Here is a 21,638-nt window from a genome sequence, read left to right as displayed (position 1 = left end):
AGGTTGTATAGAACAGGTGTTCTGTAACGCCCGCTGGGCTATACTTGGGAAACCGTCAGGGTCGGGAGGTCCGGCCCTCGTACCCGAGGAGTGATCAAGCATGCCCCTGTACTATCCCATGGGGTTCGACTCCGGCTACCTGCTCCTGGTGGTCGTCTCCCTCGTCCTGGGCTTCGCCACCCAGCACTACATCGACAGCACCTACAAGCGCTGGAGCAGGGTCCCCGTGCCCGGCGGCCGCACCGGCGCCTCCATCGCCCGCTCCATGCTCGAGGCGGACGGCGTCGGCGGCGTCGGCATCGAGGTCGTCCCCGGCGAGCTCACGGACCACTTCGACCCCCGCGACAACTCCCTGCACCTGTCGCAGGCAAACCTCTCCGGCGCCTCGGTGGCCTCCGCCGCGGTGGCCTGCCACGAGGCCGGCCATGCCGTGCAGTACGACAAGGGCTATGTGCCCGGCCGCATCCGCACGGCCCTGGTCCCCGTCGTCAACCTCGCGAGCAACGTCTGGATGATCGTGCTCATCGTCGGCATCTCCATGTCGTTCGCCGGCCTCGTCGACCTCGCCATCATCCTGTTCGCGGCCTCCGTGCTCTTCCAGCTCGTCACGCTCCCGGTGGAGTTCGACGCCTCCCGGCGCGCCCTCGCGTACCTGCGGACGGCCGGGTTCGACGGCGAGGTCGTCGCGGGCGCCCGCAAGGTGCTCACCGCCGCCGCCCTCACCTACGTGGCCGCGGCCCTCGTGTCGTGCCTGCAGCTGCTCTACCTGCTCGGCGTCAGCAACAGGAGGGACTGAGGTGGCGGTCCGCCCCCTCTCGGTGTCGGCGGCCGTCGGGCTCGCCAAGCGCACCGTCGAGGACATCCCCCAGATCCAGGTCATCGGCGAGGTCAGCGGCTTCCGCGGCCCCAACGCCCGCAGCGGCCACTGCTACTTCTCGGTCAAGGACGAGTCGGCCGCCATGGACGTCATCGTGTGGCGCGGCGTCTACCAGGGCTCCGGCGTGCAGCTGCGCGACGGCCTCGAGGTGACCATGAGCGGCTCGTTCCAGGTGTACGAGCGCTCGGGGCGCCTGAGCTTCGTGGCCCGGCGCCTCTCCCTGGCGGGGGAGGGGCTCCTCCGCCAGCGGGTGGCCGAGCTCGCCCGGCGCCTCGAGGCCGAGGGCCTCATGGACCCCGCGCGCAAGCGCCCCGTGCCGTCCTTCTGCGAGCGCGTGTGCGTGGTGACCTCGCTCTCCGGCGCCGTCATCGACGACGTCAAGCGCACGCTGGCCCGCCGCAACCCCCTCGTGCGCATCGACGTCGTGGGCTGCTCCGTGCAGGGCCCCGACGCCCCGGCCACCATCGTCGAGGGCCTGCGGGTGGCCGCGGCCTCCGCGCCCGACGCCGTGCTGCTCGTGCGCGGGGGCGGCTCCTTCGAGGACCTCATGGCCTTCAACGACGAGTCGGTGGCCCGCGCCGTGGCCGCGTGCCCCGTCCCGGTGGTCACGGGCATCGGCCACGAGCCCGACCACTCCATCGCGGACGACGTGGCGGACCGCAGCTGCTCCACCCCCACCGCCGCTGCCGAGTCCGTGGCGCCCGACACCGTGTCGCTCACGGCCGCCCTGGACCGCTGGGGCCAGCGCCTCGCCTCCTCCTTCTCCCACCGCGTGGAGGGGGAGTCCCGCGCCCTCGACGCCCTGGCAGGCCGCATGGGCCAGGCCCTGGGCGCGCGCCTCTCCCTCGAGGCCGCGCGGGTGGAGGCCCTCGCGGCCCGGCCGGTGCTCTCGGGCCCCGAGGCCGTGGTGGACGCCCGGCGGGCCACGGTGGAGCTCATGGCCGACGACCTCGCTGGGGCCATGGAGGGCCTGCTCAGGACCCATGGGACGTCCCTCGACGTCCAGGGCTCGCGCCTCGGCCGGGCCGCCTCCGCGGTCACCGCGCCCTCCCTGTCCGCGCTCGAGTCGCTCTCCGGGCGGCTCGGTCGCGCGGCCCCGTCCGTGACCCGTCGCGGCGAGGAGGCCGTGAGGCGCATGGCGGCCTCCCTCGAGGCCCTCTCGCCCCTCAAGGTCATCGCCCGCGGCTATGCCATCGTGCGCGGCCCGGACGGCACGGTGGCGAGCTCGGTCGCCTCGCTCTCGCCCGGCGACAGCGTCGACGTCTCTGTGTCGGACGGCTCGTTCACGGCCACGGTCGCGGCCTGTACCCCCGCACCCACCACCCCCGCACCCACCACCCGGTAACCCACAGCGGAAGGAGCCACCCATGGCAGAACCCACCCCGGTGGACCAGCTCACGTTCAAGCAGGCGTCCGTCGAGCTCGAGCAGATCGTCTCGTCGCTCGAGCGCGGCGACCTCGAGCTCGAGGAAGCCCTCGGCGCCTACGCGCGCGGCGTCGAGCTCCTCACGAGCCTCCGCGGGCGCCTCGCGAGCGCCCAGCAGCAGGTCTCCGTGCTCTTCGACGCCACCCAGCCCCAGCAGGCCCCCGCGGGCGCCCAGGGCGCCGCGGCCCCGCAGCCGGCGGCCCAGCCCCCCTACGGCGCCGACGGCCCGCTCTTCTAGCCCGGATCCCATCCAGAGGAGGAACCCATGGAGGACTGCGTCTTCTGCAAGATCGCCGCGGGGGAGATCCCGGCCGAGAAGGTGTACGAGGACGACCTCGTGTGCGCCTTCAAGGACCTCTCGCCCCAGGCGCCGGTGCACGTGCTCGTGATCCCCAAGGCCCACTACGGGTCCGTGACCGACGGCGTGCCTGCGGAGACCCTCAAGGCCATGTTCGACGCCGTGGCCGAGGTGGCCCGCACCACCGGCGTCGACGCCACCGGCTTCCGCTGCATCGCCAACACCGGCGCCGACGCCGGCCAGACGGTGCCCCACGCCCACATCCACGTCCTGGGCGGCGCCCCGCTGGGGGAGTCCCTCGTCGTCTGCGAGGGCGGCCGATGACCCGCGAGGAGACGGTGGCGCGCGCCCTCGAGCTCCACACGGGGGGCTACAACTGCGCCCAGGCCGTGGCCTGCGCCCTGGCCGAGGCCCTCGGCGGCGCCGTCGACCTCGACGAGGCCCAGCTGTTCGCCGCCTGCGAGGGCCTCGGGCTCGGCATGGGCGACATGGGCGGCACGTGCGGGGCCATATCCGGCGCCTGCGTGGTCTCCGGCCTCGTCGGCTCCACGCGCCGCCTCGACGCCCCCGACTCCAAGGCGGCCACCTACGCCGTGGGCAGGGAGCTCCTCGGCCGCTACCGGGACGCCGTGGGCTCCGTCACCTGCGCCCGGATCAAGGGGCGCACCGGCGGCCCCGTGCTGCTCGGGTGCCACGACTGCGTGGGCACGGGCGCCGGTGTGGCCTACGACGTGCTGGTGGGCGAGGACTGAACCTGTCTCCCATTCGCGGTCAAGCGTGTACACTTGTCTGACGCCGGCCCACAAGGGCCGGCGTTTCCACGAGAGCGGGCCCCGGGCCCCCAGAGGAGGACGTCCATGAACGTACTGGTCATCAATGCCGGCAGCTCTTCCCTCAAGTACCAGCTGCTCGACGTAGACACCGGCGAGGTCTTCGCCAAGGGAAACTGCGAGCGCATCGGCATCGACGGGTCGTTCATCGGCCACCAGGAGCGCGGCGGTGAGAAGGAGCGGCTCGTCGTCGACCTCCCCGACCACAAGACCGCGGTCAAGCACGTCTTCGAGATCATCGACGGCCTCGGCCTGCCGGTGGACGGCGTCGGCCACCGCGTGGTCCAGGGCGGCTGGTACTTCCCCGAGTCCGCCGTGGTGGACGACGAGGTGCTCGCCAAGGTCCGCGAGGTCGCCCCGCTGGCCCCCCTCCACAACTACGCCGAGGCCGACGTCGTGGAGATCTGCCGCGAGCTGTACCCCTCCCTCGGCAACGTGATCGTGCCCGACACCGCCTTCCACTACAACATGCCCGAGCGCGCCTGGCGCTACGCCCTGCCGCGCGACGTGGTGGACAGCCTGCACATCCGCAAGTACGGCGCCCACGGCACCTCCCACCGCTTCATCTGGCGCGCCGTGCAGGAGTTCACGGACGGCGCCTGCCACAAGCTCGTGTCGTGCCACCTCGGCTCCGGCGCCTCCCTCTGTGCCGTCGAGGACGGCCGCTCCGTCGAGACCACCATGGGCCTCACGCCCCTCGACGGCCTCATCATGGGCACCCGCTGCGGCACCCTCGACCCCGCCACGGTCTTCTACCTGCAGCGCGAGGGCGGCTACACCGTCGACGAGGTCGACACCATGATGAACAAGCAGTCGGGCCTGCTCGCCCTCTCCGGCATCTCCAGCGACTCCCGCGACATCGAGGAGGCCGCCGCCAAGGGTGACGAGAAGGCCGAGGTCGCGCTCGACATGTTCGCCTACCGCTCCGCCCAGCTCATCCTCGAGATGGCCGAGGCCATGGAGGGCTTCGACACCATCGCCTTCTCCGCCGGCATCGGCGAGAACTCCGACGACGCGCGTGCCCGCATCTGCGCCAAGCTCGGGTGGATGGGCGTCAGGATCGACGACGCCAAGAACGCCGTGCGCAGCGACGAGGTCCGCGAGATCTCCGCGGCCGACTCCGCCATCCGCGTCCTCGTGGTGCCCACCAACGAGGAGCTCATGATCGCCCTCGACGTCCAGGAGAAGCTGGCCTAGGGCGGCCGCCCCGCATCGTCCCGGCTGTGTGAACAGGGGGCGCCCGCGACCCGACCGGTCGCGGGCGCCCCCTTTCCGTCTTCGCAGCCGTCCTTCGCCCGGGGTCTTTCGCCCGGGGCCTTCCCGCCTACTTGGTGTCGACGCAGCGGAAGCTCCAGTCGCGGGTGTCGTGGTGGAGGACCGTGTACTCGAACAGCCTGCCGTCTGACAGGAAGCTCACCTGGTCGATCTCGAGGACGGGCACCTCGGAGGGCAGGGAGAGCCAGATGCGCTCGTTGAGGTTCGGCATCACCGCGCGGATGGAGCGGTGCGTGGAGGAGACCGTGAGGCCGAGCCCCACCTCCACGTGGCGGTAGATGGACTGTGCGGCCTGCTGCTTGGTGAGGTTGGGGACCGTCTTGACGGGGATCCAGGTGTAGGCCACCGCACCGCGGCCGCCGTCGATGGAGCGGACGCGCTCGATGTGGTAGACCGGCGTCCCCTCGGGCACGCGGAGCCGCTCGGCGACGACCCCCTCGGCCCCGCACACCTCGAAGGTGAGGATCTGGGTGTCCACGGAGGCTCCGAGCTCCCGCGCGCTCTCGGAGTAGCCCTGCACGAGCTGGTCGAGGGGCGCGGAGTCCTCGGGGTCCACGTCCTTGACGTAGGTGCCCGACCCCCTGCGCTTGATCACGAGGCCGCGGTCGTAGAGCACGTCCATGGCCTTGCGCACGGTGATGCGGCTCACGTCGTAGGTCTCGCACAGCTCGTCGCACGAGGGGAGGCGCCGCTGGGGCTTGAACTCGCCGCTCCGGATCTTGGACTCTATGTCGTCGGCCACAAACAGGTATTTGAGCGGCATGTCCCTCCTCGACGGTCGACATATCAAAGCCCCTCAATGATAGCCCTCATTGCGTGCGGACCGTGGCCTTTCCCGCCGGGGCGCGCCCGCGGCCGCGGCGGGGGTTAAAGTGGGGGTGCCCGCAGAGCCTCACCCGAAGGAGCGCACCATGGCCGACCTCATCTTCCTCGAGCCCGTCTTCCACGAGAAAATCTGGGGCGGCCGGCGCCTCGCCACCGAGCTCGGCTACGACATCCCCGACGGCCCCATCGGCGAGTGCTGGGCCATCAGCGCGCACCCCCACGGCGACTGCGTCGTGGTGGGCGGGGAGTACGACGGCATGCACCTCTCCGAGGTCTGGGACGGGCACCGCGAGGCCTTCGGCTCCATGGAGGGCGACCGCTTCCCGCTCCTCATCAAGATCCTCGACGCCGAGGGCGACCTCTCCGTGCAGATCCACCCCGACGACGCCTACGCCGCCGAGCACGAGAACGGCAGCCTCGGCAAGCGCGAGTGCTGGTACGTCCTCGACTGCGAGCCCGACGCCACCATCATCGTGGGCCAGAACGCCAAGGACCCCGAGGAGTTCCGCGCCATGGTGGACGCCGGCCGCTGGGACGAGCTCCTCAACGAGCTGCCCATCCACAAGGGCGACTTCTTCCAGATCGACCCGGGCACGGTGCACGCCATCAAGCACGGCACGATGATCCTCGAGACCCAGCAGTCGAGCGACGTCACCTACCGCCTCTACGACTACGACCGCGTCACCGAGGACGGCACCAAGCGCGAGCTCCACATCGACAAGTCCTGCGACGTCGTGGACTACGGCGTCGTGGCCCCCGCCTCCGGCGAGGTGGACGTCGTGGCGGACGACCGCGGCGTGGCCGTGCTCGAGAGCAACGAGGACTACACCGTGGAGACCGTGGACGTGGACGGCTCCCTCGAGCTCGCCGAGGGCGCCCCGTTCCTGTGCGTGTCGGTCATCGCCGGCGAGGGCACGGCCAACGGCCACGCCGTCAAGGCGGGCTCCAACTTCATCGTCCCCTCCACGGTGCCCACGCTCTCCCTCGAGGGCTCCATGCGCCTCGTGGTGAGCCGCCCGTAAGGGCCGGTCGGCCCGCGGCGTCCCCGATATACCCACGAAGACGCCTGTGACGAGGGCGCCCGCAGCCGCCACCGGCCGCGGGCGCCCTCTGCGTGCCGCGCCCTTCTACGTGCCGCGCCTTCCCGGGGCGCCTAGAACGGGCGCACGGTGAAGGTGCGCTCGAAGGTCCCGCCGGGTGCGAGCAGGGTCACGCCGCGCTTCTCCTCCATGGCGTCGCCCTCGTCGGTGCCCGTGGCCGTGCCCGTCCAGGGCTCCACGGCCACGAAGGGGGCGTCGCCGGCGGCCGACCAGATGCCGCAGTACTCGAAGCCGGGGAAGTCCACCTCGACGCCGTGGCCCGACCGGGTGCCCTCCAGGCGCACGGTGCGGCCGGGCACGTCCTGGAGCACGATGGCGTCGCGGTCGAACAGCCGGTGGGAGAGGGGCAGCACGGCCTCGCCGTCGACGACCGCCACGCGGTCGGACCAGTCGATGAGGCGGTCGTGGATGACCGGCGTATCGTAGGTCCAGGGCTCGGCGAACCTGAGCACCCAGTCCTCGAACGCCTCGCCGGAGCCCGGGTCCAGCGGCACGTTGAAGGCGGGGTGGCCGCCCAGCTGGAAGGGCATGGGCACGTCGCCGGTGTTCTCCACCGTGAAGGTCTGGGCCAGCGCCCCGTCCCCGACGGCGTAGGTCATGGAGAGGGAGAAGGCGTAGGGCCACTGCTCCCGCGTGCCCTCGTCGTCGGTGAGGCGGAACGTGACGGAGGCGGGCCGGACGTCCACGACCTCGTGCTCTCGGGTGCGGGCGATGCCGTGCTGCGCCATGGTCGCGGGCCCCTGCTGGGTGGTGCAGCGGTCGCCGCGGAGCGCGCCTACGATGGGGAAGAGCACCGGGGCGCGGCGGGGCCACCACCGCCCGTCGCCCTGCCAGAGGTACTCGCGGCCGTCGAGGGTGAGCGACAGGAGCTGCGCCCCCTCGGAGTCGACGGCCGCCCTGAGGTTGTCGCTTGCGATGACGGTGGTTGCGCCCACGGCACGCTCCTCTCGGAAACGGCGCCCCCGCTGGGCGCCCCGTTCCCGTCCTACCACGGGCGCCGGTCGTGAGACAATGGCTTTCAGTCATTTACCAAGAAAGGAAGGCGATGGAAGACCTCAGGATCGCGACCGTCGGCACGTCCATGATCACCGGCCAGTTCCTGGAGGCCGTGGGGCTCGTCGACGGTATCACCTTCGCAGGCGCCTACTCCCGCTCCCTCGAGAAGGCGGAGGAGTGGTCGCGCGCCCACGGCGCGGACAGGGCCTGGGACAGCCTCGACGCCCTCGCGGCCGACGACTCCGTGGACGCCGTCTACATCGCGAGCCCCAACCTGCTCCACGCCGAGCAGGCCCTCAAGATGATCGGTGGCGGCAAGCACGTCCTCGTGGAGAAGCCCCTCGGCACCACCCGGGCCGAGGCGAGGCGCGTGTTCGAGGCCGCCAGGGAGAAGGGCGTCGTGGCCATGGAGGCCATGCGCCTCGTGCACGACCCCGCCTGGCGCGTCGTGGCCGAGAACCTCCACCTCCTCGGCACCCTCCGCAGGGCGAGCTTCCCCTACGGCAAGTACTCCAGCCGCTACGACAAGGTGCTCGCCGGGGAGCAGACCAACATCTTCGACCCCGCCTTCGCCACGGGCGCCCTCATGGACATCGGCATCTACCCGCTGAACGCCCTCGTGCTCATGCTCGGCGAGCCGGACGACCTCATGTGCTTCGCCGACACCGTCGACGTCACGGGCGAGGGCGGCACCATCGACCTCTGCGGCACCGTGCTCTTCGACTACCCCGGCGCCGTGGCCACGGTGTCGTACTCCAAGGTCACCGACGACCGCCTCCCGGCCCAGATCGAGGGGGAGAAGGGCACCATGATCGTCGACAGCGTGCCCCAGCCCAGACGCATCGAGGTCTTCTACGGCGACGGCTCGAGCGAGGTGCTCCCGGTCCCCGGGCGGAAGAACGGCACCGACCACGAGGTGGGCAACATGGAGTTCGAGGTCGCCGACTTCCTGGCCGCCTGCCGCGGCGAGCTCTCCCTGGAGCGCCTCAACGAGAACACCCTGGCCGTGATCGGCATCATGGACACCGTCCGCCTGCGCGAGGGCATCGTCTTCCCGCACGACGAGAGCTGACATCCACCCGAGAGACAAGGAACCCCATGGTCAAGAAGCGCTTCCGGGCGGCCGCCATCGCCGCCGCCCTCGCCCTGTTCGCCGTCTGCGGCCTCGCCGCCTGCGGCCCCGCCGACACCGCCGCCCCCGCCGATGACGCGGGGAAGGCGCCCGTCACCGTCCGCGTGGCGTCCATGAAGGGCCCCACCTCCATAGGCCTCCTCGACCTCATGGCCGAGACCGACGCCGGCGACGCCCCCGTGCCCTGCTCCTTCGAGGTCGTGGGCACCGCCGACGAGGTGGTCAAGAAGGTCGTGGCCGGCGACGTGGACGTCGCCCTCGTGCCCGCCAACGTGGCCGCCGTGCTCTACCAGAAGACCGACGGCGAGGTGCAGGCCGTCGACATCAACACCCTCTCGGTGCTCGAGTGCGTCACGGCCGACGCCGGCGTCACCGACGTCGCGTCCCTCGCCGGGCGCACGGTCTACCTCACCGGCAAGGGTGCCACGCCCCAGTACGTGATGGAGTACCTGCTCTCCAAGGCCGGCGTGGCCGACCAGGTGACCCTCGAGTACAAGAGCGAGGCCACCGAGGTCGTCGCCGCGCTGGCGGCCGACCCCTCCGCCGTCGCCGTGCTGCCCCAGCCCTACGCCACCGCGGCCCTCTCCAAGGTGTCCGGCGCCCGCACCGCCTTCGGCCTCGGCGACGCCTGGAAGGCCGTGGCGCCCGAGGGCTCCGAGCTCGTGACCGGCGTCACCGTGGTGCGCGCGGAGTTCCTCGCCGAGCACCCCGACGAGGTCCGCTCCTTCGTCGACGCCCAGAAGGCGTCCGTCGAGGCCGTGCTCGCCGACCCGGCGGCGGCCGCCAAGGTGGCCGTCGAGAAGGGCGTCGTGGACAACGAGGCCCTCGCCGAGAAGGCCATCCCGCACTGCGGGCTCGCCTGCGTCACCGGCCAGGAGATGAGGGACGCCCTGTCCGGCTACCTCTCGGTGCTCTTCGACGCCGACCCCGCGTCGGTGGGCGGCGGCATGCCCGAGGACGACTTCTACTGGCTCGACTAGATGGCCCGCACGTCCCCGAACGGCGGCCGCCCGGCGCCCGCGCACGGCCCCGCCGCCGCGCGCCGGGCCCGGGCGGCCGCCGTCCTCGGCTGGCTCGCCCTGTGGCAGCTCGCGGCGTGGGCCGTGGGCCGGCCGCTCCTGCTCAGCGGCCCCGTCGATGCCGCCGCCTCCCTCGCGGCGCTCGCGTCCACCGGGGCCTACTGGGGCTCCGTGGGGCTCTCGGCGCTCCACGTGGCCCTGGGCTTTCTCGGCTCCGCCGCCCTCGGCTGCCTCCTGGGGGCCCTCGCCTCGCGGCGCCCCGGGGTGCGCGTGGCCCTGGAGCCGCCCATGCTGGCCCTCAAGGCCGTCCCCGTGGCGTGCCTCGTGGTGATCCTGCTGCTCTGGGTGGGCTCCGCCGGCGTCGGCATGGCGTGCGTGGCCATGGTCGTGCTCCCGGCCTACTACTTCTCGGCCCTCGAGGGGCTCGGCGCCCGCGACCGCGCCGTCGAGGACGCCCTCGCCGCCATGGGCGTGGGCCGCTGGCCGAGGCTCCTGGCCTGCGTCTGGCCCGGCCTCCAGCCCTACCTCGCGGCGACCTCCCGCGTGGCGGTGGGCATGGCGTGGAAGGCCGGCGTCGCCGCCGAGCTCATCGCTCTGTCCGGCACCACCCTGGGCGCCCAGGTCTACCAGGCCAAGTTCCTGCTCGACACCCCGGCCCTCATGGCGTGGACCGTCACGGTCGTGGCCTGCGCGGCGGTGTCCGAGCGCCTCGTCACGGCCCTCGTGGCCGCGTCGGTGCCCTGGTCCCGGCGCCTCGCCGTGTCCCTGGCCGTGCGCCGGGGCCCGGCCGCCCGGGGGCGCGGCACCGCGCTGTGGGCCCGCGGGCTCGAGGTCTCTCGCGGCGGGGGGCCCGTCGCGGCGCCGGTCACCCTCGAGGCGGCGCCGGGCGACCCCGTGGCCGTGGTGGGGCCGTCCGGGGCGGGCAAGTCCAGCCTCGCCGCCGCCTGGTGCGGGTGGCTCGGGCCGTCGGCGGGGGAGTGCGGGCCCGGTGCCCCCCTCGGCCTGCTCACGCAGGGCACCGACCTCGTGGACGGCCTCACGGCCGAGGAGAACGTGGCGCTTGTCTGCGGCGACGCGGCGGCGGCCCGCTCCGCGCTGGGGCGGCTCCTGCCCGAGGGCTGCCTCGGTCGCCCGGTAGGTGGGCTCTCCGGCGGCCAGCGCCGCCGCGTGGCCCTGGCCCGGGCCCTCGCCGCCCCCGCGGGCCCCCTCGTCCTCGACGAGCCCTTCGCGGGACTGGACGCAGGCGCCCGGGACTCCGTCGCCGCCGCGGTGCGCGGGGCCGCCCGCACGCGCGCCGTCGTCTGCCTCGTGCACGGGCCCGAGGAGGCGGCCTGGCTCGGGGCCCGGGTCGTCCCGCTCTCGCCGGCGGGCGGCGCCTAGGCCCCCATGACGAGCCGCGGGCGGTGCGGCCCCTCCCACCCCGCGACGCAGTGCTCCCGCACGGCGGCGAGCCGGGCCGGGTCCGAGAGGGACCGCGCCCGCACGGGGCACACCCCGATGCAGGCCATGCAGCCGTCGCAGCGGGCGGTGTCGGTGAGGTAGGGCTCGTCGGCGGGGATGCAGCCGGCGGGGCACTCTCCCGCGCAGGCCCCGCACCCTACGCAGGCGGCCGGGTCGCACTCGGCCGTGAACCCGAGCTCGAGGCGCTCGCGGGGGCAGGAGGCGGGCGGGAGCGGCGGGGGAGCGAGGTCGAAGAGCCCGCCGGCGTCCCGGAGCGCGGCGGCGACGGCGGCGCCGAACGAGCGGTAGACGGCGAGGTCGTCCCCCGTGGGCCGGCCGGCGCCGAGGGCGGGGACCATGACGTGGCGCACCGGCGCGAGCACGGCCGCCACGGGGACGAGCCCGAGGCCCGGCGCGAGGCCCTCGAGGTCGTGGAGCCCGTGGCCCGGGTCGCGGTCCCCGTAGGCGCACACGAGGACGCAGGGGGAGAACGCCGTGTGAACGCGCCCGAGGCGCTCCCGCCCCAGGGCCGGCACGGCGCCGCCGGCCACCGGCGCCCCGAGCACCACGAGGGTGCCAGGGTCCACGGGCTCGGGCCGCGTGCCCCGCGCGAGGTCGCGCTCGTCCCAGGCGAGCCCCGTGCCCTCGGCGACGGCCCGGCACACCGCGGCGGTGGACCCGCACGGGCTGTAGGCCGCGACGGTCGCTGACGACGGCTCCACGGCGCCTCCCTCCCGGGGCCGCGCCCCGTCCCAAGATTTAACATCCCAACTATGGCGCCCCTCGGTCCCATGGGGCAAGATAGATTCGTTCAGACTGTGTTGCGGTGGCTCGATAGCCCGTGAAACACGCCGACAGCGCGCCGTTTCGTTCGCGTTGTTTTCCAATCCCCGTCGTCGAGACCCGGTCCCGGCCCTGTGCCGCGGCCGGGCCGCCGCGTACCCGAGGAGGTCCCATGTTCGACGAGCGACTTTCCGCCTACGGCATCCGCGTCCAGGAGGAGGACGTCCACTGGGACCTCTCCGTGACCCAGCTGGTGGAGGAGGCGCTCGTCCGCAAGGAGGGCGAGCTCGCGTCCACGGGCTCCCTCGTCGTGCGCACGGGCGACCGCTGCGGCCGCTCGCCCAAGGACCGCTTCATCGTGGACACCGAGGCCCAGCGCTCCGTCATCTGCTGGGGCGACGTCAACCGCCCCATCTCCGAGGAGCACTACCGCCGCATCAAACGCGGCATCTGCGAGCGCCTGAGCGAGCGCGACCCGTTCGTCATCCGCGGCCTCGCCGGCGCCCGGCGCCCCCACAGCCGCAAGTTCATGGTGGTGGCCGAGGAGGCCCACCAGGCGCTCTTCGTCAAGCAGATGCTCGTGCGCCCCAACCGCTTCGAGCTCTGGCGATACGGCGACCCGGACTTCGTGGTCCTGGCGTGCCCCAGCTTCAAGTGCGACCCCAAGGTCCACGGCACCAACTCCGAGGTGGCCGTCGTCATCAACTTCGAGGAGCGCGTGGTGCTCGTGGCCGGCACCGGTTACTCGGGCGAGATCAAGAAGGCCGTCTTCTCGGTCATGAACTACCTGCTGCCGGTGGAGGACGACGTCCTCACCATGCACTGCTCGGCCAACGTCGACCCCGCCACCAACTCCAGCGCCGTGTTCTTCGGCCTCTCGGGCACCGGCAAGACCACCCTCTCGGCCGACCCGCGCCGTCAGCTCATCGGCGACGACGAGCACGCGTGGTGCCGCGAGGGCGTCTTCAACATCGAGGGCGGCTGCTACGCCAAGACCATCGGCCTCACCCGCAACCGAGAGCCCGAGATCTGGGACGCCATCCGGTTCGGCACCCTCTGCGAGAACGTGGTGCTGAACCCGCTCACGCGCAAGCCCGACTACATGGACGACTCGGTCACCGAGAACACCCGCGTGTCCTACCCCGTGGAGTACGTCAAGAACGCCCTGCTCACCGGCGTGGACGGCATCCCCGACGTCGTCATCTTCCTCACGGCCGACGCCTTCGGGGTGTTGCCCCCGGTCTCGCGCCTCACCCCCGAGGGCGCCAAGTACCACTTCCTCACCGGCTTCACCTCCAAGGTGGCCGGTACCGAGGAGGGCGTCGAGGAGCCCCAGCCCACGTTCTCCTCCATGTTCGGCGAGCCGTTCATGCCGCTGGCCCCCGAGGTCTACGCCCGCAAGCTCGGCGAGAAGATCGGTCGACACCAGGTGCGCTGCTACCTCGTGAACACCGGCTGGACCGGCGGCCCCTACGGCACGGGCCACCGCATCGACCTCGGTGCCACCCGCGCCATCGTCGACGCCGTGCTCGACGGCTCCATCGAGGAGGCGACGTTCGTGCACAACGACCTCTTCAACCTCGACGTCCCGCTGTCCTGCCCCGGCGTGGAGCCGCGCATCCTCGACCCCCGGAGCACCTGGGTGGACGGCTGCGCCTACGACCGCTGCGCCCTCGAGCTGGCTATCATGTTCAAGGAGAACTTCGACCGCCGGTTCCCCGACATGGCCGACATCGCCGAGGCCGGCGGCCCCCACATCCCCGAGGCCTGACGGCCGCCCGGCCGGGGCCCTGCGAGAAAGGCTTCGCCATGGAGTACACCGACCTCGTCCGCGCCCGGTACTCGTGCCGTGCCTTCGACGGCTCGCGGGCCGTCGAGCCCGAGAAGCTCGCCGCCGTCGTGGAGGCGGCCCGCGTGGCCCCCACGGCCGTGAACCGCCAGCCGTTCCACGTGTGGCGGATCGCCTCCGAGGAGGCCCGCGCCGCCGTCGAGGGGAACTGCCGGTTCACCTTCGGCGCGCCCGAGTTCCTGCTCGTGGGCGCCAAGGCCGACGAGGCGTGGACCCGCAGGTACGACTCGGCAAACTTCGCCTGCGTGGACGCCTCCATCGCCGCGACCCAGATGATGCTCGCCGCCTCCGACCTCGGCCTCGGCAGCACGTGGGTGGCCTGCTTCGACGCCCCGGCGCTCCAGGCGGCGCTGCCCGAGACGGCCGGCTACGACCTCGTGGCCCTGTTCCCCATCGGCTACCCGGCCCCCGACGCGGCCCCGGCCGAGCAGCACGGGCGCCGCAAGCCCGTGGACGAGCTCTACTCGGAGCTCTAGGTGGCCCTTGCCCGCCGCCCGGCCACCGAGGCCGACATCCCGGCCTGCCTGGCCGTCTACGCCGCCGCGCGGCGGTTCATGGCGGCCTCGGGGAACCCCGTGCAGTGGGGCTCGTCGTGGCCCCCGGCCGCGCTCGTGGCGGAGGACGTCTCCGCGGGGCGCCTCTGGGTGACGGAGGTGGACGGCCGCGTCTGCGGGTGCTTCGCCGTCTGCCCGGGCGACGAGCCCTCCTACGCCTCCATCGACGGCGGGTGGCTCGACGCCTCTCCCTACGTCACGCTGCACCGCGTGGCGTCCGACGGCTCGGCCCACGGGGTCCTCGCCGCCGCCGTGGAGCAGGCCCGCTCCGAGAACCCCCACGTGCGCGTCGACACCCACCGGGACAACGCCCCCATGCTCCGTGCCGTCGCCGCCCGGGGTTTCTCGCCCCGCGGCACGGTCACCGTCCACGACGGCACGGAGCGCCTGGCCTTCGAGCTGGTCTGACGGGGCCTTCGGGCACCGCGCCGCGCCATGGGGGAGGGCCGGGCGCCGTCCCCGTCGGGGGAGCGGCGCCCGGCCCTCTGCGTGCGAGTGCGGTTGTCGGGCTGCGGCCTACTCGGCGGAGGCGAGCTGGGCCTGGACGGCGGTGATGGCCACCACGGCCACGATGTCGGTGGCGGAGCAGCCGCGGGAGAGGTCGTTGACCGGCTTGGCGATGCCCTGGAGCAGCGGGCCGTAGGCCTCGGCCTTGGCCAGGCGCTGCACGAGCTTGTAGCCGATGTTGCCGGCGTCGAGGTTGGGGAAGACGAGGACGTCGGCGTTGCCGGCCACCTCGGAGGTGGGGGCCTTCAGCGCGCCCACGGTCTCGTCGAGGGCGGCGTCGGTCTGGAGCTCGCCGTCGCAGAGGAGGCCGGGGGCCTTGGCGTGCACGAGGGCCGTGGCCTCGGCCACCTTGTCCACGTACTCGGAGTTGGCGGAGCCGTGGCTGGAGTAGGAGAGCATGGCCACGTGGGGCTCGGTGCCCATGAGCTGCTTCCAGGAGGCGGCGCTCGCGATGGCTATCTCGGAGAGGGCCTCGGCGTCGGGGTACTCGTTGAGTCCGATGTCGGAGAAGACGAAGGTGCCGTGGTCGCCGTACTCGCAGTCGGGCACGCACACGACCATGAAGCCGGAGACGAGCTTGGTGCCCGGGGCGGTCTTGAGGATCTGGAGCGCGGGCCGCAGCGTGTTGGCGGTGGAGTGGCAGGCGCCCGAGACGAGGCCGTCGGCGTCGCCCATCTTGACCATCATGGTGCCGAAGTACGTGGCGTCGTCCACGAGCTCGCGGGCCTGCTCGATGGTCATGCCCTTCTTGGCGCGGAGGCGGCGGAGCTCCTGGGCGTAGGCCTCGTGCTTGGGCGAGGTGCGGGGGTCGACCATGCGGGCGCCCTCCACGGGCTCGGGCTCCTCGCCGTTGTGGAGGATGACGAGGTCCGCGAGGCCCTCTTCCACGATCCGGCGGGCGGCCTCGATGGTTCTGGGGTCCTCGCCCTCGGGGAGCACGATGGTCTTGCGGTCGCCTGCCGCCTGTGCCTTCATACGTGCCAAAAAGTCGCTCATGGAAACGCTTCCTCTCTCTGGGTGGGCCCCGCGGCCGAGCGCCGGCCTTCCATGCGGGCATATCGTGGCGGCCCGTGCCGCTCGCGACCATTATAGGTACGCGTGCTAACATTTCTTGCGGAATACGTGGCTTGGCGTCTCCTGGCTGCCCGACGGTCCGGGGGCGCCTCCGTGCCGTGACAGAAGGGTTCGATCCATGAGCATACGTACCGGGCTGCCGGAGGGTTTCCGCGCCGAGGACTACGACATGGTGGTCGTCGGCGCCGGCTATGCCGGGGCGGTCTGCGCCCGCCGGCTCGCCGAGGGCTGCGGCTTCAAGGTGTGCGTCCTCGAGCGCCGCGACCACATCGCCGGCAACGCCTACGACGCCTACGACGACGCGGGGATCCTCGTGCACGTGTACGGCCCGCACATCTACCACACCTTCTCCGAGCGCGTGGACCAGTTCCTCTCCCGCTTCACCGGCTGGACGGACTACCAGCACCGCGTGCTGGCCGACATCCACGGCACCCTCATGCCAGTCCCGTTCAACCACGCCAGCCTCAAGCTCGCCTTCGGCGAGGAGCGCGGCGAGGAGCTCTACCGCAAGCTCGTGGCCGCCTTCGGCGAGAACAAGAAGGTGCCCATCATGCAGCTCCGGGAGAAGAACGACCCCGACCTGCAGGAGGTTGCGGACTACGTCTACGAGAACGTCTTCCTCTACTACACGATGAAGCAGTGGGGCAAGACCCCCGACGAGATCGACCCGTCCATCACCGGCCGCGTCCCGGTGTTCATCGGCGACGACGACCGCTACTTCCCGGCGGCCCCCTACCAGGGCATGCCCGAGCAGGGCTACACCCGCATGTTCGAGCGCATGCTCGACCACGACCTCATCGACGTCTTCCTCGAGGTCGACGCCCGCGACATCCTGGCCGTGGACGACGAGCACGTCACCGTCCAGGGCAGGCCCTACGGCGGCGAGGTCGTCTACACCGGCCCCCTCGACGAGCTGTTCGGCTGCGACCTCGGCGACCTGCCCTACCGCAGCCTCGACATGCGCTTCGAGACCCTGGACATGGACCGGTTCCAGCCCGTGGGCACCGTCAACTACACCACGAGCGAGGACTTCACTCGCATCACCGAGTTCAAGATCATGACCGGCCAGGTCAAGGAGGGCGTCACCACCATCATGCGCGAGTACCCGCAGCCCTACGAGCGCGGCCGCGGCATGACGCCCTACTACGCCATCATCGAGCCCCAGAACGAGGAGCTGTACCGCCGCTACCGCGACCGTGTGGACCACCTCACCAACTTCCACCCGGTCGGCCGCCTCGCCGAGTACCGCTACTACGACATGGACGGCGTCACCGCGTCGGCCCTGGCACTCTCCGACGAACTCATGGCCGCCCACGCCTGACGGGGGCACCACGACCCGTCAGGAAACCCGACAGATGAGGACGCACCCACCGATGAGCACCAAGACGCTTTCCGTAGGCATTCCCTGCTACAACTCGGCCGAGTACATGGACCACGCGATCTCCTCGATCCTCGAGGGGGCCCACTTCTCCGACGACATCCAGGTCATCATCGTCGACGACGGCTCCACCAAGGACGACACCTTCGCCAAGGCCAAGGCATGGGAGGCCCGCTACCCCGACCTCGTGAAGGCCATCCACCAGGAGAACGGCGGCCACGGTATGGCCGTCCTCTCCGCGCTCGAGGCGGCCGACGGCGTCTACTTCAAGGTGTGCGACTCGGACGACTGGTACGACGGCGACGCCCTCGACTCCCTGATGAAGACCCTCCGCAGCTTCATCGACTACGACGTGCGCGTGGACCTCGTCGTCACCAACTACGTCTACGAGCACGTGGAGGACGGCAAGCAGAACGTCATCGACTATCGGTTCGCCCTGCGCCGCAACAAGGTCCTCACCTGGGAGAAGATCGGGCACTTCGGCTACGACCAGAACCTGCTCATGCACGCCCTGTGCTACCGCACCGACATCCTGCGCGACGGCGGCATCCCCATGCCGGCGCACACGTTCTACGTGGACAACATCTACGCCTACGTGCCGCTGCCCCGCTGCAAGACGCTCTACTACCTGGACGTCGACCTCTACCGCTACTTCATTGGCCGCGAGGACCAGTCGGTCAACGAGAAGGTCATGGCGGGCCGCATCGACCAGCAGCTGCGGGTCACCCGCATCATGATGGACGCCTACCACCTCTACGACGACGTCGAGAGCACCAAGCTCCGCACGTACATGCTCGACTACATGAACCTCATGATGGCCGTGTGCTCCATCTTCGCGCGCCTGTCCGACGTCCCCAATGCGCGCCTCAACTGCGACGCCCTCTGGGAGTACTTCAAGCAGTACGACAAGCGCATGTACAACTACTGCCGCAAGGGCCTCATCGGCATCGGCGCCAACCTCCCCACCAAGATGGGGGAGAAGACCTCCATCGGCCTGTACCGCATCATCCAGAAGGTGGTCAAGTTCAACTAGGCCCCCCAAGGACCCGTGAGACAGGAAGGCCGCCCCCGCTCGATGCGGGGGCGGCCTTCCTTTTTGGCGCCTTTTTGGCGCCCTTGGGCGCCTTCCGGCGGTGCGGCCCCGCCGGCGGCAACCGTCAGCCCTCGAGGGAGGGGCGCACGAAGCGCTCGAGCACCTCGGGCATGCAGCCCTCGTCGCAGCTGGACCCCAAGACGACGCAGCCCTCGGGCAGCAGCGGGCGCGCCAGCTCGCTCACGTTGGACACCACGAGGGGCAGCCCGGCGACCTCGAGCATGGAGAGGTCGTTCACCGAGTCGCCCACGGCCACGGTCTCCTCCATGGGGACGCCCAGGGTGCGGGCGATCTCGGCGAGGCCGGAGCCCTTGCCCACGCCCGCGGGGTTGAACTCCACGTAGCGGTCGCTCGAGAACACCGGCTCCACCTTGTCGGCGAGGCCGCCGAGCGCCTCTTTGGCCGTGTCCAGCATGCGGTGCAGCTCGTCGAGGTCGGTGTCCTCGAACAGGATCTTGTAGACCGGCTCGTCGAGCCCCTCGGCCTCCTCCCACGTGGCGGGCACGACCTCCATGCGGCCGTCGAGGAACTCGCGCTCGCCGTCGTTGAGGTTCATGGCCAGGGTGCGGTCGGCCAGGTACATGTGGCCACAGAGGCCGTTCTCGAGGCCGAAGGCGCGGAGCCGGTCCACGACCTCGGCGTCGAGCGGGTGGGCCGCCACGACGGTGCCGTCGTTGGCGCAGACGTAGCCGCCGTTGAGGGAGATGGTGTAGGCGTCCGGGTCGCCCTTGGTGCCCACCTCCTCGAGGGTGCCCTGCACGCTGAAGTAGGGGCGGCCGGTGGCCACCACGAAGCTCACGCCGAGGTCGCCCATGGCGGCCACGGCGTCGAGGTTCGAGCGGGTGGGTCTCTTGTCGTGGCCGAGGAAGGTCTCGTCCATGTCGCTCGCGACGATGCGGTACATAAGGTCCTTTCGTTTTTGACCGATTCCGCACCCATTCTAAGCCCGCGGGCCCCGCCCGCCCCGCAGCGCTAGACTGGTCACAGAACGCTTTCAACCAAAGGGGGGACTCCCATGGAGAAGACCTGTGCCGTGCTCCTGGCCGACGGCTTCGAGACCGTCGAGGCCCTGGGGCCGCTCGACTGCCTCGACCGCAGCGGCGTGAGGGTGACCCGCGTCGGCTGCCCCGGCGCCGTCGCCACCTCGTCCAACGGCGTGCCGGTGACCTGCGACGCCACCCTGGCCGAGACCGACCTCTCCGCCTTCGACCTCGTGGTCGTGCCCGGCGGCTCCGTGGGCGTGGACAACCTTCGCGCCCTCGACGCCGTCTCCGCGGAGCTCCGCCGCCGCATGGGGGAGGGCGGCCTCCTCGGCTGCATCTGCGCCGCCCCCATGCTCCTCGCCGAGAACGGCCTGCTCGACGGCCGCACGGCCACCTGCTACCCCGGCTGCGAGACCGATTTCCCGGACGGCGTGCGCCCTGCCGCGAACGGCGTCTACCGTGACGGCGACCTCGTGACGGCCAGCGGCCCCGGCTTCGCGCTGCCCTTCGGGCTCGCCCTCGTGGCGGCGCTCGCGGGCGACGACGCCCGCGACTCCGTGGCCTCCGCCATGCTGCTGGGTTAGCGCCGTGATCCTCGCATCGGCGTCGCCGCGACGCATCGAGCTCATGCACCGCGCCGGCTTCTGCCCCCGGGTCATGCCGGCCGACATCGACGAGACCCGCCTGGCCGGCGAGTCGCCGCTCGAGCTCGTCACCCGCCTCGCCCGCTCCAAGGCCCTCGCCCTCGTGGGCGAGGCCGAGGTGAACGAGCTCGTCATCGGCGCCGACACCATCGTGTGGATGGGCGACGAGGCCCTCGGCAAGCCCTCGTCCCCCGAGGAGGCCGAGGCCATGCTCGCCGAGCTCTCCGGCCGCACGCACCACGTCTCGACGGGCTGCGCCATGGCCCTTCGCCGGGCGGACGGCACCGTGGCGGACGAGACGTTCGCCTGCACCACCGACGTCCGCTTCTTCGACCTGGACCCGGCCGAGATCGCGTCCTACGTGGCGAGCGGCGAGCCCGCCGACAAGGCCGGCGCCTACGCCATCCAGGGCCTCGGCGGCCAGCTCGTGCGCGACATCGCAGGGAACTACGACAACGTGGTGGGGCTCCCCGTGGCCGAGCTCGCCCGGAGGATGCGCTCCTTCCTCCGTCGCGCGGGCCAGCGGGGCGCGACCGCCTGAGACCGCAGGGAGAGGGGAGGGGCGCCATGAGGCTCCCGGGATTCGAGGACGTGTACGTGGGGCACGGGACGGACCCCGCGGCGGGCACCGGCGTGACCGTGGTGGTGGTGCCCGAGGGCGCCGTGGGCGCCGTGGACGTGGCGGGGGGCGCCCCGGCCACGCGCGAGACGGACCTGCTCCGCCCGGAGGAGACCGTGGACCGCGTCCACGCCGTGGTGCTCTCCGGCGGGTCGGCCTACGGGCTCGCCGCCTCCACCGGCGTCATGGGGGAGCTCGAGCGGCGCGGCCTGGGCCTCGACCTCGGGGTCTGCCGTGTGCCCATCGTCTGCGGGGCCTGCCTGTTCGACCTCGCCGTGGGCGACCCCGCCGTGCGCCCCGACGCCGCCATGGGGGCTGCCGCCTGCGCGGAGGCCCTCGACGGCGCGGGCGCCGCCGGCCTGGCCCAGGGCAACGTGGGCGCCGGCACCGGCTGCACCGTCGGCAAGTTCCTGGGGCCCGACCTCGCCATGAAGGGCGGCTTCGGCTGGGCGAGTGCCTCGACCGGCCCCCTCACCGTCACGGCCGTCACCGCCGTGAACGCCGTCGGGTCCGTGGTCGACCCCGCCACCGGCGCGCCCGTGGCGGGCGCCCGGGTGGCGTCCGACTCCGCGGTGCAGGTGGCCGACCCGCTGGCCGCCCTCTGCGCCGGCGCCCGGATGCCCCTCTCCGTCCTCGGGCGCACCAATACCACGATCTCGTGCGTGGTGGCCAACGCCCGCCTCACCAAGGCCCAGGCCACCAAGGTGGCCCAGATGTGCTCCGACGGCTACGCCCGCGCCATCGTGCCCTCCCACACCACCAACGACGGCGACGCCGTGTTCGTGCTCGCGGCGGGCGACGTGGAGGTCCCCGTCGACCTCGTGGGCGTCCTCGGCCAGCGGGTGCTCGCCGAGGCCGTGGCCAACGGCTGCCGCCACGCCCGCACGGCCTACGGGTTCCCCGGCGCCGCCGGCTGAGGCCGGGCCCGGCCGCGGG

The 21,638-nt window shown here is 72.0% G+C and carries 23 protein-coding genes; 18 read left to right on the top strand and 5 right to left on the bottom strand.

What is annotated here, in order from left to right:
• The first annotated feature begins 100 nt into the window (after positions 1-100).
• The 6 genes from NFR49_RS02860 (at position 101) to NFR49_RS02835 (ending at position 4,628) form a co-directional block, all read left to right on the top strand.
• Positions 101-796: a zinc metallopeptidase gene (locus NFR49_RS02860; protein ID WP_251158162.1), complete on the top strand. Its 696-nt coding sequence runs from the start codon at positions 101-103 to the stop codon at positions 794-796.
• Between the two features lies 1 nt (position 797).
• The gene (gene xseA, locus NFR49_RS02855) at positions 798-2,222 is read left to right on the top strand and encodes an exodeoxyribonuclease VII large subunit (RefSeq protein WP_251158161.1); all 1,425 of its coding nucleotides are present in this window, start codon (positions 798-800) and stop codon (positions 2,220-2,222) included.
• 22 nt (positions 2,223-2,244) lie between these two features.
• The gene (gene xseB, locus NFR49_RS02850) at positions 2,245-2,541 is read left to right on the top strand and encodes an exodeoxyribonuclease VII small subunit (RefSeq protein ID WP_251158160.1); all 297 of its coding nucleotides are present in this window, start codon (positions 2,245-2,247) and stop codon (positions 2,539-2,541) included.
• A 27-nt stretch (positions 2,542-2,568) separates the two neighbouring features.
• Positions 2,569-2,925: a histidine triad nucleotide-binding protein gene (locus tag NFR49_RS02845; RefSeq protein WP_135977242.1), complete on the top strand. Its 357-nt coding sequence runs from the start codon at positions 2,569-2,571 to the stop codon at positions 2,923-2,925.
• A complete protein-coding gene (locus NFR49_RS02840) occupies positions 2,922-3,353 on the top strand; it encodes a C-GCAxxG-C-C family protein (protein ID WP_251158159.1) in 432 nt (143 codons plus the stop codon). The genes NFR49_RS02845 and NFR49_RS02840 overlap by 4 nt, the downstream gene beginning before the upstream one ends.
• A 105-nt stretch (positions 3,354-3,458) precedes the next feature.
• Positions 3,459-4,628 carry an acetate/propionate family kinase gene (locus NFR49_RS02835; RefSeq protein ID WP_251158158.1) on the top strand — a complete coding sequence of 390 codons (1,170 nt, stop codon included), beginning with the start codon at positions 3,459-3,461 and terminating at the stop codon, positions 4,626-4,628.
• Positions 4,629-4,755: 127 nt separating this feature from the next.
• Here the strand turns inward: NFR49_RS02835 and NFR49_RS02830 are convergent, their stop codons facing one another.
• A complete protein-coding gene (locus NFR49_RS02830) occupies positions 4,756-5,469 on the bottom strand; it encodes a GntR family transcriptional regulator (protein ID WP_251158157.1) in 714 nt (237 codons plus the stop codon).
• 148 nt (positions 5,470-5,617) lie between these two features.
• On the opposite strand from NFR49_RS02830, the gene manA reads away from it, so the two are divergent.
• The gene (gene manA / locus NFR49_RS02825; RefSeq protein WP_251158156.1) at positions 5,618-6,553 is read left to right on the top strand and encodes a mannose-6-phosphate isomerase, class I; all 936 of its coding nucleotides are present in this window, start codon (positions 5,618-5,620) and stop codon (positions 6,551-6,553) included.
• Between the two features lie 131 nt (positions 6,554-6,684).
• Here manA and NFR49_RS02820 read toward each other — a convergent pair whose 3' ends face one another.
• The gene (locus tag NFR49_RS02820) at positions 6,685-7,566 is read right to left on the bottom strand and encodes an aldose 1-epimerase family protein (protein ID WP_251158155.1); all 882 of its coding nucleotides are present in this window, start codon (positions 7,564-7,566) and stop codon (positions 6,685-6,687) included.
• Positions 7,567-7,676: 110 nt separating this feature from the next.
• On the opposite strand from NFR49_RS02820, the gene NFR49_RS02815 reads away from it, so the two are divergent.
• From NFR49_RS02815 to NFR49_RS02800, 3 genes are read left to right on the top strand one after another with little or no spacing between them, the layout of a single operon-like run.
• Positions 7,677-8,699, top strand: coding sequence for a Gfo/Idh/MocA family protein (locus NFR49_RS02815; RefSeq protein ID WP_251158154.1), 1,023 nt, complete (start codon positions 7,677-7,679; stop codon positions 8,697-8,699).
• A 26-nt stretch (positions 8,700-8,725) separates the two neighbouring features.
• A complete protein-coding gene (locus NFR49_RS02810; protein ID WP_251158153.1) occupies positions 8,726-9,739 on the top strand; it encodes an ABC transporter substrate-binding protein in 1,014 nt (337 codons plus the stop codon).
• On the top strand, positions 9,740-11,158 hold the full coding sequence (locus NFR49_RS02800) for an ATP-binding cassette domain-containing protein (protein WP_275557126.1): 1,419 nt from the start codon (positions 9,740-9,742) through the stop codon (positions 11,156-11,158).
• On the opposite strand, the gene NFR49_RS02795 is transcribed toward NFR49_RS02800, so the two are convergent.
• Complete coding sequence (locus tag NFR49_RS02795; RefSeq protein ID WP_251158152.1) at positions 11,155-11,940, bottom strand: 4Fe-4S binding protein; 786 nt, start codon at positions 11,938-11,940, stop codon at positions 11,155-11,157. The genes NFR49_RS02800 and NFR49_RS02795 overlap by 4 nt on opposite strands.
• A 233-nt stretch (positions 11,941-12,173) precedes the next feature.
• Between NFR49_RS02795 and pckA the strand changes: the two genes are divergently transcribed.
• Genes pckA through NFR49_RS02780 form a run of 3 tightly spaced genes read left to right on the top strand, consistent with a single transcriptional unit; the run spans position 12,174 to position 14,812 of the window.
• Positions 12,174-13,772, top strand: coding sequence for a phosphoenolpyruvate carboxykinase (ATP) (pckA, locus tag NFR49_RS02790; RefSeq protein WP_251158151.1), 1,599 nt, complete (start codon positions 12,174-12,176; stop codon positions 13,770-13,772).
• A gap of 38 nt (positions 13,773-13,810) precedes the next feature.
• On the top strand, positions 13,811-14,326 hold the full coding sequence (locus tag NFR49_RS02785) for a nitroreductase family protein (RefSeq protein ID WP_251158150.1): 516 nt from the start codon (positions 13,811-13,813) through the stop codon (positions 14,324-14,326).
• Positions 14,327-14,812: a GNAT family N-acetyltransferase gene (locus NFR49_RS02780; RefSeq protein ID WP_251158149.1), complete on the top strand. Its 486-nt coding sequence runs from the start codon at positions 14,327-14,329 to the stop codon at positions 14,810-14,812.
• A 108-nt stretch (positions 14,813-14,920) separates the two neighbouring features.
• On the opposite strand, the gene pta is transcribed toward NFR49_RS02780, so the two are convergent.
• Positions 14,921-15,907 carry a phosphate acetyltransferase gene (gene pta, locus NFR49_RS02775; RefSeq protein ID WP_135977255.1) on the bottom strand — a complete coding sequence of 329 codons (987 nt, stop codon included), beginning with the start codon at positions 15,905-15,907 and terminating at the stop codon, positions 14,921-14,923.
• Positions 15,908-16,103: 196 nt separating this feature from the next.
• On the opposite strand from pta, the gene glf reads away from it, so the two are divergent.
• Together glf and NFR49_RS02765 are read left to right on the top strand one after the other, a co-directional pair.
• On the top strand, positions 16,104-17,306 hold the full coding sequence (gene glf / locus NFR49_RS02770) for a UDP-galactopyranose mutase (protein WP_251158148.1): 1,203 nt from the start codon (positions 16,104-16,106) through the stop codon (positions 17,304-17,306).
• Between the two features lie 52 nt (positions 17,307-17,358).
• Entirely contained in the window at positions 17,359-18,396 is a 1,038-nt protein-coding gene (locus NFR49_RS02765) for a glycosyltransferase family 2 protein (protein ID WP_251158147.1), read from the top strand.
• 124 nt (positions 18,397-18,520) lie between these two features.
• Here the strand turns inward: NFR49_RS02765 and NFR49_RS02760 are convergent, their stop codons facing one another.
• Positions 18,521-19,360, bottom strand: coding sequence for an HAD-IIB family hydrolase (locus NFR49_RS02760; RefSeq protein WP_251158146.1), 840 nt, complete (start codon positions 19,358-19,360; stop codon positions 18,521-18,523).
• Positions 19,361-19,471: 111 nt separating this feature from the next.
• On the opposite strand from NFR49_RS02760, the gene NFR49_RS02755 reads away from it, so the two are divergent.
• From NFR49_RS02755 to NFR49_RS02745, 3 genes are read left to right on the top strand one after another with little or no spacing between them, the layout of a single operon-like run.
• Positions 19,472-20,023, top strand: a complete 552-nt coding sequence (locus tag NFR49_RS02755) for a DJ-1 family glyoxalase III (protein WP_251158145.1) — start codon at positions 19,472-19,474, stop codon at positions 20,021-20,023.
• A 4-nt stretch (positions 20,024-20,027) separates the two neighbouring features.
• Entirely contained in the window at positions 20,028-20,624 is a 597-nt protein-coding gene (locus NFR49_RS02750) for a Maf family protein (protein WP_251158144.1), read from the top strand.
• 26 nt (positions 20,625-20,650) lie between these two features.
• Positions 20,651-21,619: a P1 family peptidase gene (locus NFR49_RS02745; RefSeq protein WP_251158143.1), complete on the top strand. Its 969-nt coding sequence runs from the start codon at positions 20,651-20,653 to the stop codon at positions 21,617-21,619.
• Positions 21,620-21,638 lie beyond the last annotated feature (19 nt).

This window comes from Caniella muris (genome assembly GCF_943193035.1).
Classification (GTDB): Bacteria; Actinomycetota; Coriobacteriia; order Coriobacteriales; family Atopobiaceae; genus Granulimonas; species Granulimonas faecalis.
Note: the sequence above shows the minus strand (reverse complement) of the source record. Positions and strands in the feature narration are given on the sequence as shown.